The 11121-nt window shown below is 33.1% G+C and carries 11 protein-coding genes; 6 read left to right on the top strand and 5 right to left on the bottom strand.

Annotated features, from left to right (window positions below):
- Nucleotides 1-196: 196 nt before the first annotated feature.
- Nucleotides 197-457 carry a hypothetical protein gene (locus QWC74_RS13935; protein ID WP_006784802.1) on the top strand — a complete coding sequence of 87 codons (261 nt, stop codon included), beginning with the start codon at nt 197-199 and terminating at the stop codon, nt 455-457.
- A gap of 50 nt (nt 458-507) precedes the next feature.
- Nucleotides 508-1188, top strand: coding sequence for a hypothetical protein (locus tag QWC74_RS13930; RefSeq protein WP_006784803.1), 681 nt, complete (start codon nt 508-510; stop codon nt 1186-1188).
- A gap of 101 nt (nt 1189-1289) precedes the next feature.
- Here QWC74_RS13930 and QWC74_RS13925 read toward each other — a convergent pair whose 3' ends face one another.
- A complete protein-coding gene (locus tag QWC74_RS13925; protein ID WP_006784804.1) occupies nt 1290-1937 on the bottom strand; it encodes a hemolysin III family protein in 648 nt (215 codons plus the stop codon).
- Nucleotides 1938-2104: 167 nt separating this feature from the next.
- Between QWC74_RS13925 and QWC74_RS13920 the strand changes: the two genes are divergently transcribed.
- From QWC74_RS13920 to QWC74_RS13910, 3 genes are all read left to right on the top strand, one after another.
- Nucleotides 2105-2680 (top strand): DUF1836 domain-containing protein, encoded by a 576-nt coding sequence (locus QWC74_RS13920; RefSeq protein WP_006784805.1) that lies wholly within the window; start codon nt 2105-2107, stop codon nt 2678-2680.
- A gap of 323 nt (nt 2681-3003) precedes the next feature.
- The gene (locus QWC74_RS13915; protein WP_006784806.1) at nt 3004-4284 is read left to right on the top strand and encodes a serine dehydratase subunit alpha family protein; all 1281 of its coding nucleotides are present in this window, start codon (nt 3004-3006) and stop codon (nt 4282-4284) included.
- Nucleotides 4285-4383: 99 nt separating this feature from the next.
- Nucleotides 4384-5790: a flotillin family protein gene (locus QWC74_RS13910; protein ID WP_006784807.1), complete on the top strand. Its 1407-nt coding sequence runs from the start codon at nt 4384-4386 to the stop codon at nt 5788-5790.
- Between the two features lie 27 nt (nt 5791-5817).
- On the opposite strand, the gene QWC74_RS13905 is transcribed toward QWC74_RS13910, so the two are convergent.
- From QWC74_RS13905 to QWC74_RS13890, 4 genes are all read right to left on the bottom strand, one after another.
- Nucleotides 5818-6390, bottom strand: coding sequence for a lipofamily protein (locus QWC74_RS13905; protein ID WP_229040185.1), 573 nt, complete (start codon nt 6388-6390; stop codon nt 5818-5820).
- Between the two features lie 112 nt (nt 6391-6502).
- Entirely contained in the window at nt 6503-7366 is an 864-nt protein-coding gene (gene fba / locus QWC74_RS13900; RefSeq protein WP_006784809.1) for a class II fructose-1,6-bisphosphate aldolase, read from the bottom strand.
- 208 nt (nt 7367-7574) lie between these two features.
- A complete protein-coding gene (locus tag QWC74_RS13895) occupies nt 7575-8735 on the bottom strand; it encodes an AI-2E family transporter (RefSeq protein ID WP_006784810.1) in 1161 nt (386 codons plus the stop codon).
- A 214-nt stretch (nt 8736-8949) separates the two neighbouring features.
- Complete coding sequence (locus tag QWC74_RS13890; protein WP_006784811.1) at nt 8950-10290, bottom strand: MATE family efflux transporter; 1341 nt, start codon at nt 10288-10290, stop codon at nt 8950-8952.
- Nucleotides 10291-10382: 92 nt separating this feature from the next.
- Between QWC74_RS13890 and QWC74_RS13885 the strand changes: the two genes are divergently transcribed.
- A complete protein-coding gene (locus QWC74_RS13885) occupies nt 10383-11021 on the top strand; it encodes a Crp/Fnr family transcriptional regulator (protein WP_006784812.1) in 639 nt (212 codons plus the stop codon).
- The last annotated feature ends 100 nt before the right edge of the window (nt 11022-11121 follow it).

Below are 11121 nucleotides of genomic sequence, written 5' to 3'. Positions count from 1 at the left end.
TTACCATTAAATACGTTTACCAGTTGTCTGACTTAATTATATAATTCAGGATTTAATTAAAAAATATAAACTCTTTAGAGGAATAGAATAGGTTAAAAATCAATAATAATACCCCAAATTTGTGTGATTTACATGACCAAAAATCCTTCCGTTTAATATATTATAGTGTAGCTCGAATTTGAAGGGGGGGATAGAAATGAATATTAAACGTTCTTATTACCCTCAAGATACGGATAATCCAGTTAAATTATTTGAGCCAACGACGCAAACATTTACATTTGATAAACGAGATTTTAAAGAATTTTGTTCATTGGATAATATTTCTGTTATCGTCACAAACGTTGAAAATCACCATTATGAACATGAATACATTTATGAATATATAGACGTAAAAGAGTTACATTGTTATCATCATGGAAAGCGAGATGGTAATAGTTATAATTTGAATGACGAGTAGAAATAGTGATGTAATTTTTATAATTATTCAAGTTAAAGGAGATAGAGCTTATGAAACAATATCCACGTTGTCAGGCTAAACACCAACAAGAAAGTAAACCATCTTTGTTTGATGAAGAAAAATTTTTCTCAGATGAAAAATTATTTGGGAGAGATGAATTAGAAAGAACATCTAACGCTAAATGGTATCCTGCGGATGTTAAAGGTGGTAAACATAATCTTTGGGACGACAATGCCGAAACTATTGAGTCACACCATTTTTGGGAAGGGGAAGAAGATAAAGCAGAACCTTTTGGGCCAGATAGGGATGAAGAAATGGAGTTAGAACATCTTTGGGAAAATGAAAGTCAATGTAGTGAAGAAGATCAAAGTGCTGTAACAGATTCTCTTTGGGAAGGTCAAGAGGATGAAGAACATGAAATGTTGAATGAAGAGAAAGGATGTGAAGGTAAAAAACATCCGGAACCTTGTCATCATCATGAAGATTGCAAAGTCATTCGAGAAAAACCTGTTTATTGTAAAGAAGAAAAAAATTATTATCATAAAGTAAAACATATTATTCCTGTTATTTGTAAAAAAGTCGAAAACCATCACTATAATCATGAATATATTATCAAAAAAGAAGTTATCAAAAAAGAACATCATTATGATCATGGAAAACGTGATGAAGATTGGTGTAAAGTTGCCGGATGCTGCAACAATCATAAAGATGATTGCGGTTGCGAAGAATAAAATAGGTTATGAAGTGATGAGGTTAAGATTGAGTCAATCTTAGCCTTTTTATATAAAAAAGGTATCTTTACTTTTAAGATACCTTTTAATGTATATCGAACTTATATAACAAATAAATAAATGCATAAAAAATGACAAAGACTACCGAGTAAGATAAAAATATGAAAGATTTCATGGAACCCAAGGTATTTAAATTCCAAGCATTTGGGTTTAAGCGCATAAATAATTCCACCAACAGTGTAAAGAATCCCTCCAGCAATTAATAAGCTAAGACCGGTTGCACTTAAAGACGCTAAAAGTGGTTTAAAGACGAAAATGGCCATCCACCCCATAATGATGTAAATAGATGTAGAAAGAATGCGAGGACAATTGAACCAGGCCATTTTAAAGGTAATTCCGCAAATAGCAATAGCTATAATGACAAAGAATAATACCCATCCAGACCATCCATTAAGTGCGATCAAACAAAACGGTGTATAAGATCCTGCAATAAGAATGAAAATCATACTATGATCGAGACGTTGTAAAAAGTTAATGACGCGATCAGATGAAATGATCATGTGATAAGTGGCTGAGGTAGCATATAACAAGATCATACTGATTCCAAAAATAATCACTGCTGTGATGCCAATAGCATTTGGATTTTCGCAAGCTACTTTGATAATCATAGCAATAAGAGCAATAAATGATAGAATGGCACCAATTAGGTGAGTTATTGCATTAATAGGTTCGCGCATATAATTACTCATTTTTTATCCTCCTTACTTCATTATGTGGTTTTTAAAACTACATCTACTTTTGTCTATATTATATGGCTATTAAGTAATGTTGTCAACATTTACATTATGTGAAACTATGATATAATTTATGTATATAATAAAAAGTAGTTTTAGATACTATATAACAGGTGATAAAAATGAATTTTGATGAGAAAATTAAGCAACTTCATTTAGAAAGACAGTTGAAATTAGAAGATTTACCTCAAGTCGATTTATATATGGATCAAGTTATTCAATTATTTCAAAATGTTTACGGTGAAACACTTCGAAATGACTCAGAAAAAGTTTTGACAAAAACAATGATTAATAATTACTCTAAGGGAAAATTATTATTTCCAATTCAAAATAAAAAATACACTAATGAACATTTAATTTTAATGAGTTTTATTTATCAACTAAAAGGCGGTTTATCAATCAGTGATATTAAGACATCTTTAGATGAAATTAATGAAAAAGTTATTGAACAATATGAATTTCCATTAACATCAATTTATGAAACATATTTGAAGTTGGTAGACAAGAATGTCGAAATATTCAAACAGAATGTTTTACAGAGCGTAGATGAAGTTTCACATGAGATTAATCAATTAGAGGGAATTCATCTAGAATCAATGGAAAAATTTCTACTATTATCTTCTCTTGTGAATATGAGTAATATGTACAGACGGTTAGCTGAATCATTAATTGATGATATGAAAAAGGAAGAAAATTAGCTATCGTATACTAGGGATTGTGTGGATAGAATAGATAAATCCAGATAAGTTTTTTATGATTTAAAAAAATCCACTTTATCTAATGGTGAAAGAAAACTACGAATCCACAAACTTATGATGTGGGATAGGTAACTAGTTTTAAAAAGTTCTATGAATTCAGACAGATTCTGAAGATTTGGGTTCTCTAGTTTTTTCATATAAGTCCATCTTCAACTGCTAGGTAAAAACATTTCTGATTCATATGGATGGTTATTGAAGTCTTAATTTGATAGAATGTGAGAGTAAGATTTTGAGAAAATTTAATTAGTAGGGAGAGGGCGACTATGTCTTTAACTAAACAATCGTATCATGCATTTCTTGCTATTTTAAAAGAAGAACTTGTACCTGCTCTTGGATGTACAGAACCAATTGCCATTGCTTATGCAGCAGCTAAAGCACGTGAGGTATTGGGGATATTTCCTGAAAAAATTATAGTTAGATGCAGTGGAAATATTATTAAAAATGCTAAATCGGTTGTAGTCCCTAATACAGGCAACTTAACAGGAATTGAGGCAAGTGCTATTACTGGTGCAATTGCAGGTGATTCAAGTAAAGGTCTTGAAGTGATTGAATGTGTAAATGAAAGTCAAATTCAAGAGGTAGGGAAGCAACTGCGCCAAAATTTATGTATAGTTGAACTAATCGAGAATGATGCAAATTTACATATTATTATGGAGATGGTTGCCGGTGATCAATCTTCGTTAGTAGAATTAATTCATACGCATACAAATGTGTGCCGTATTGAAAAAAATGGTGAAGTTTTATTATCTAAACAATTTAACAAAGATGACTTTAATTCTGCGTTAGCCGATCGTTCGGTTTTAAATGTAGCGGATATTTATGAGTTTGCCAATACAGTGGATTTATCTGATTTGAATGAAATGCTTGCTAAGCAAGTTAAATATAATTTAAGTATTGCCAAAGAAGGTTTATCTAATCAGTATGGTGTTAATGTTGGGAAAATGATTTTAGAATGTTATGGTGATGATGTTAAAACCAAAATGAAAGCTTATGCGGCAGCGGGATCTGATGCTCGTATGTGTGGATGTAGCTTACCAGTTATGACGACATCTGGAAGTGGAAATCAAGGAATGACGGCATCATTACCTATTATTATTTACGCTCGTGAAAAAGGATTAACAGAAGAACAAATGTATCGTGGATTAATTTTGGCGAGTCTTGTGACCATTCATCAAAAAACGTTTATTGGACGTTTATCAGCTTACTGTGGTGCTGTAAGTGCAGCCTGCGGTAGTGGTGCAGCCTTAACGTATTTAAAAGGTGGAACTCTTGAACAAATTGAAATGACGATTACAAATACATTAGCTAATATTGCAGGAATTGTTTGTGACGGAGCTAAAGCATCATGTGCGGCTAAAATTGCGTCAAGTTTAGATGCGGCTATTATGGCACATTATTTAGCTTTAAGAGGCGTGGCATTTGATGAAACATGTGGAATGGTGCAATCTAATATCGAAAGTACAATTGAAGCTTACGGACGTCTAGGCCGTGAAGGAATGAAACAAACGGATATTGAAGTTTTAAATATTATGTTAGCAAAATAAGTGAAAAGGGCTCAAAATCTTATATTTTGGGCCCTTTTGTTCTATTTAATAGGGATTATTAATATGGTTATAACAGAGTAAGTGTGAGGGGGATGAGGGATGTTAGAATCGATAATGCCAATGTTAAAGTGGGTTATTTTAATTGTGGTAATTTTAATTCTTTTATGCATGGTTTGGAAAAAGGCACCGCAGGATAAGGCAATTGTTGTAACAGGGTTAAAACGTCGTGTTATTAGTGGTAGTGGTGGAATTGTGATTCCTTATTTAGAACAAATTTCACGAATTTCACTTGAAAATATGAAAGTGGAAGTTAAGACCCATGAATCATTAGATAGTAATGGAGTTCCAATTGATACAGATGGAGTTGCAATTATTAAGGTTAATTCAGATCCTAAGTGTGTTTTACTTGCAATGGAACAATTTAATACGGGTCGTGAAAAAGAAACGATTAATGTTATTAAAGAAACCGTCCAAGATGTTCTTGAAGGAAAGTTACGTGAAATTGTTTCTAAGATGTCGATTGAGGAAATTTATAGAGATCGAGAAATGTTTGCAAATGAAGTTGAGAATGTGGCAAAAGATGATTTAGAAAAGATGGGGCTTGAAATTAAAACATTTACAATTCGAGATATTGATGATACAAAAGGCTATTTAACTGCACTTGGAGCGAAACAAATTGCGGAAGTAAAAAAGAATGCAGCGATTGCAGAAGCGGAAGCTGAGCGTGATCAAATGCAAAAAACTTCAGAAGCTAAACGCTTAGGAACGGAAGCACAGTTAAGGGCTGAAACTGAAATTGCTCGTGCAAAGAAAGAAAAAGAATTACAAATTCAGTCTTTTAAAGAAGAAGAACAAAAAGCGCAAGCAAAAGCCGATTTTGCTTATGAAGTAGAACAAAATATTGTAAAGAAAAATGTGATTGAAGCATTAAAAAATACTCAGTTATTTGAAGAGCAACGTCAGACTGAGATTGCAATGCAACAAGCTTTAAAACAAGAAAAAGAATTAGAGGCAACCGTTAAAAAGGTAGCGGAAGCACAGAAGTATAAAGCAGAACAAGAGGCCGAAGCAGAGCGTTATAAGTTGATTAAAAAGGCAGAGGCTGAAGCAGAGTCAATTCGGATAAAGGGAGCTGCAGAAGCGGAAGCAACACGTGTTAAAGGACAGGCATTAGCAGATGCGATGAAAGCAGAGGCGGAGGCGATGCGTGAAAAAGCTGAAGCTTATAAACAATACGGCGAAGCTGCGGTGATTCAAATGGTAGTAGAAAGGCTACCAGAAATTGCGCAACATATTTCAGCTCCGCTCGCACAAACTGAAAAAATGGTTATCATTGATAATGGTGGTGGCGGTGGGGCTGCAAAAGTCTCACAAAATGTAACGAAGATGATTGCTGAGGTTCCAGAAGTTGTGGAATCTTTAACGGGAATCAATTTAATTGACTTAATTTCTTCTATTCAACATAAATCTGAAAGTGATGAAACGGAAGAATTAAATGAAGCATAAGAAAAAGAGCCAATAGGCTCTTTTTCTTTATTTTTGAAGTTCCATAGCACCTGTCACTTTTGAAGTATCATCCATTTTAAAGCTATCTTTAGCTGCTTGGTCTTTGAAATAAATATTTCCATTAACTGTTGCATCAACTAATTCAAAGTTGTTACAGTCAACGTAAATATCACCCGCTACAGTCCCACCTTTAATACGAGAACCATCTTCTTTGAATGTCATTTTAGGTGCAGTTAGAGTATAGCTTGCTGTTTTATTACGGTTTTCATCTTGATTATACAGAGCTAATAAACGAGGTGTTTCAACGCCATCTTTTTTTAATCCACCTTCAAATGTTAAATCTTTTGTTGTATTCATATCTTTAGTAATGATAACAATCCAACTTTCTTTAACAGCTTTTTCTAGTGTTGCTTCATCTGTTACCCAAGAAGGTCCAGTTGTTGCATCTGCTAGCTCACCTGTATTTGGATTTGTTGTTGGAGATTGAGTGGTAGAATTATTAGTTGTCTCATTAGTATTAGTGTTATCTGCTTTACTACCACATCCACTTATTAAAGTGGCTAACGTGAATAAGGATAAAATAACTGTTTTCTTTTTCATATAAATCGTCCCAATCATTTAAAATTTAAATCCAATATTAATGTATCCAGATTCATGAGAAATATAAAAAAAACATCCACAAAAGTGGATGTTTTTTAGATGAAAGTTAAAATTATGCTTTGTTAACTGATCCGAATAATTCCATTTTTTCTTTAACGCAAGCTTTAATAGCTTCGAATCCTGGGTTTAATAATTTACGAGGGTCGAATCCTTTACCTTCTAAATCTTTTCCAGCTTCGATGTATTTACGTGTAGCTTCTTGGAATGCTAATTGGCATTCAGTATTAACGTTGATTTTAGCAACTCCTAAAGAGATCGCTTTTTTAATCATTTCTTCGTTAATTCCTGTTCCACCGTGTAATACTAATGGAGTGTTTCCAGTTGCAGCATTGATTTCTTCTAAAGCATCGAATGCTAATCCAGCCCAGTTTTCTGGGTATTTACCATGGATGTTTCCGATTCCAGCAGCTAACATAGTTACTCCTAAGTCAGCGATTAATTTACATTCAGCTGGGTCAGCAACTTCACCTTTACCAACTACACCGTCTTCTTCTCCACCGATTGATCCAACTTCAGCTTCTAAAGATAATCCTTTTTCAGCAGTTAATTTAACCATTTCAGTTGTTTTAGCGATGTTTTCTTCGATTGAGTAATGAGAACCATCGAACATGATTGAAGAGAATCCAGCTTCCATAGCGTCTAAAGCACCTTGGTAGCTTCCGTGGTCTAAGTGTAATGCTACAGGAACAGTGATGTTTAATGTTTTCATCATTCCTTCAACCATACCTACGATTGTATTATAACCGCACATATATTTTGCAGCACCTTCAGATACACCTAAGATAACTGGTGAGTTATTTTCTTGAGCAGTTAATAAAATAGCTTTAGTCCACTCTAAGTTGTTGATGTTGAATTGACCAACAGCGTATTTACCTTCATAGGCTTTTTGTAACATATCTTTAGCAGAAACTAACATGTTGTAACCTCCATCGATTCAATTATTATTGGATTGAGATTTTACTTTTTTCTCGTCCTAAAAGTTATTATAACGGAATTTGTGAAAAAAATAAATAAAAATGTTTTACTTTCACTTTGATGAATTTGAACGGAAAATATGGTTTAAAGTCGAATATTAAGTAAGAAATAATAAAAAGGCTATCATTCGATAGCCTCGTTTCATAGCATTAAGCACGCGTTTCTAATTTTTGAAATCTACGATCAATGTATACTTTGCATAAAGCGGCAATTGGAACAGAAAGAATCATACCAAGAGCTCCTAAATAATTCCCACCAATTAAAATGGCAATAAAAATCCAAACGGGTGCAAGACCGACGCTATCTCCTAATATTTTAGGTTGAATAAAGTATCCGTCTATTTGCTGATAGGCAATTAATAAGATAAATCCTAAAATACCAAGTTTAACACTTGTAAATAACCCAAGAATTAAAGCAAGTGCAGCACCGATGATAGGCCCAACATAAGGGATGATATTAGTAACCCCGGCGATTAATCCAATTAATAAAGCAAACGGATGACCGATAATGAGTAATAAAAGACTAGATGCAACGCCAACAATAGCGGCATCAATTAATTGTCCAACAATAAAATTACCAAAGACCTCATGTAAGTCATGTAAGAAATGTTTAATTTTTGCTTTTATCTGTGGCTTAAAAATAACAGTTCCTAATTTATCAATACCTGCAAAAATCGTTTCTTTATCTTTAAGGAAGTAGAAGGTTAAGATGATAGTCGCTAATGTATTGATTACAAGTCCTGTTAAATTTGTTACAACACCTGTTCCAATATTTAAAGCATTTGTTAATAAACCTTTTAAAAGGTTTGTTAAGAATAACGTAAACTCTTGAATTTGTTCGTTAGTAATAGAAACTGCTTTAATATATGGCGTTAAATTATTAATCCATTCCGTAATAATGGTTTGGAAGTTAGGAAGTGATTGCATAACGGTATCGATATTTTCAATGAGAGGAGGAAAGATTGAATTAATCAACGTATAGATAGCGAAGAAGACAAGGATAGCTAGTAATAAAATACTGATGGTGCGTGCCATTCCATTTGAAATCCCTTTTTTACTTATCTTTTTAAATCCTTTTTTAAAATTACGCTCAATAAACATGAGAGGGCGATATAAAATATATGAAATAACAAAGGCATATAAAATAGGTGAGATGACGGATAAAAAATTGGTTAAAAAACTTTTTGTCCAAAGAACGATATCCGATGATTTTAAAGATAATTGATAAACGAATAATAAAATGATTCCGATGACTAACGTAATCATGGCAATATTCAAATATTTTTTGCTAATTTTAACTTTATCAAACAAAATAATCCCTACTTTCTCTTGATGTCGTTTATTATGTCATATTTTAGTTTGAAAATCAAATAAATAATAGTGAATAGATAGGCTAGATAAGTTTTGTAAAAAAATTCTAACAACTAAGATTAGGTTAACATGATTGAAAATAGTTCTGTTTCAATAGAGATATACCGTTAGTATAATCCATTTTGCCATAAAAATTCCTATAGGAAACCCTTGGTTAATTGACAGAAGATAGTCGTTTAAACTCTTTTTTTATTAAGAAGAAACAGAGTAATGAAACACTTAAATCTGTGATTGGCTGAGCTAGCCAGACTCCATTCAGTCCTATTAATCTAGGAAGAATGATGAGAGCGGGAATCAAAATAATCATCTGACGAATAATCACAAGCCAAATAGAGAGTTTTGAATTCCCAATTGATTGGAAGAAGTTTGGGGCAGTCAAAGATAAAGCACATAATGGAAGACTGAAGGCGTAGAGTTTAAGTTCAGTTACAGTTGTGTTAATGAAGGTTTTATCAGGATTAAAAAAGCTCACAAGCGGCGTGGGAAGAATATAGATAAGTAAAAATCCGAGTGTGAAAATAACAGTTGAAGCAATAGTTCCTTGTAAAAATGTTTTTTTGACACGGGTATAGTTTCGTTGACCAAAGTTATACCCAATAATTGGAATCATTCCTTGATTAATTCCGACGACCGGCATCATGACGAGATTATAAATAGTGCTAATGGTTGTGAAAGATCCGATGGATAGAGCGGTTCCATAGTGTTTTAGAGACTGATTTAATAAAATTTGAACGAAAGCAGAAATGAGCTGGATAAGCGCTGTGGATAATCCAAAGGTAATGATAGGTTTTACTAAATGATGTTGAATTTTTAATTTTTTAAAATCAAGTTTTAAGTTAGAGGCACCTCGTGTGTAATAGTACACAACATAAAGAAAGACAGTGGCCTGCGATAAGATGGTAGCAAGCGCAGCTCCGCTAATCCCGAGATTAAGTCCAAAAATAAAGAGCGGATCCAAAATAATATTAATGAGACAGCTTGCCATTAAAATTAAAGCCGCTCGTTTTGGATCTCCTTCAGAGCGGATAATTCCCATTAAAGAAAAGCCCATAATATAAAATGGAATACCGATTGTTAAAATATTGAGATAATCTTTGGCATAGCCAATCGTATCTGATGTAGCTCCGAATAGGTAAAGAAGGGGTTCATTAAATAGATAGAAGACAATCATTAAGAAAATGCTAATTATGAGTCCAAGAAGCGGAACTTGATTCAAAAAATCCTCTGCTTCTTCCTTCTTTTGTTCGCCAAGTCTTAGTGAGAGGTTAGCGATAGCTCCGTACGTAATTAAAAGTTCACAGGCTAATATAATCGTTGTAAAAGGAATTAAGGTTCCAAGTCCAGTTAAAGCTAAGGAACCGGCACCTTGAATATGACCAATAAAGATACGATCAACGGCATTGTATAAGGAAACGGTCATCATACTAATGATAGCTGGGATACAATATTTGAGTAGTAATTTAGAAATGTTTGTGGTTTGTAGTGAGTGATGCAATAGATACTCCTCCTTGTTCAAGTTGAAATTGTAGCTTATAATATCAAAAGATTTTTAGAAATTCGAGGACATTTGTCCATAGGGAGAAAGATATGAATTGGTTAACATCACGAATTGAGAATGGAAGTCAAAGTTTAAAAGATGGCATAGTTATGAAAAGATACGAAAAAGGGATGACAATTTTATCTGCAGAAGATGAAATTAAGGGTGTTTTAATTGTCAAAAAGGGAAAAGCTAAAGTATATTCTCTTGCTGAAAATGGATCGACTCATATGATTAAAATTTATGAAGCGGGAGAATTGCTAGGTGAGATGGAAATTCTCACTGGAAGAACTGTCTTTCATTATGTGGAGGCATTAGAAACGTGTGAGATGATGTGGATTTCACAGTCTTTATTTTTTGATTGGATAAAAGAGGATTCGGATGTTTCACTTTATATCATGAAGCAATTAGCAGAAAAATTATATCGTAGTGCAACCGTGATGAAGTCAGTTGTTTTATATCCACTTAAATATCAAGTGTTGTTTTTTATCTGGCGGCATATTTGTGAAACCAAGGAAATGGTCATAAAGAAAGAACTTGTTGTTGAGGCTTTAGGTTCTAACACAAGAAGCATCAATCGTATTATTAAAGAATTAGATGAGGATGGTATTTTAGATAATTTAAGTGGCGAAATTATCGTTCATGAATTTTCAAAAGTGGTTCAATTAGTTAGTCAATATGAATCATAAAATTTTAGAAAGCTAAGTTCATTTGGTTGACTTTTACGGAGGTTGTGCATATACTAATTACATGAACATATGAATAATTATTCATATGACAAAGTTTAGG

Source organism: uncultured Turicibacter sp. (assembly GCF_938044715.1).
Taxonomy (GTDB): Bacteria; Bacillota_I; Bacilli_A; order MOL361; family Turicibacteraceae; genus Turicibacter; species Turicibacter sanguinis.
Note: the sequence above shows the minus strand (reverse complement) of the source record. Positions and strands in the feature narration are given on the sequence as shown.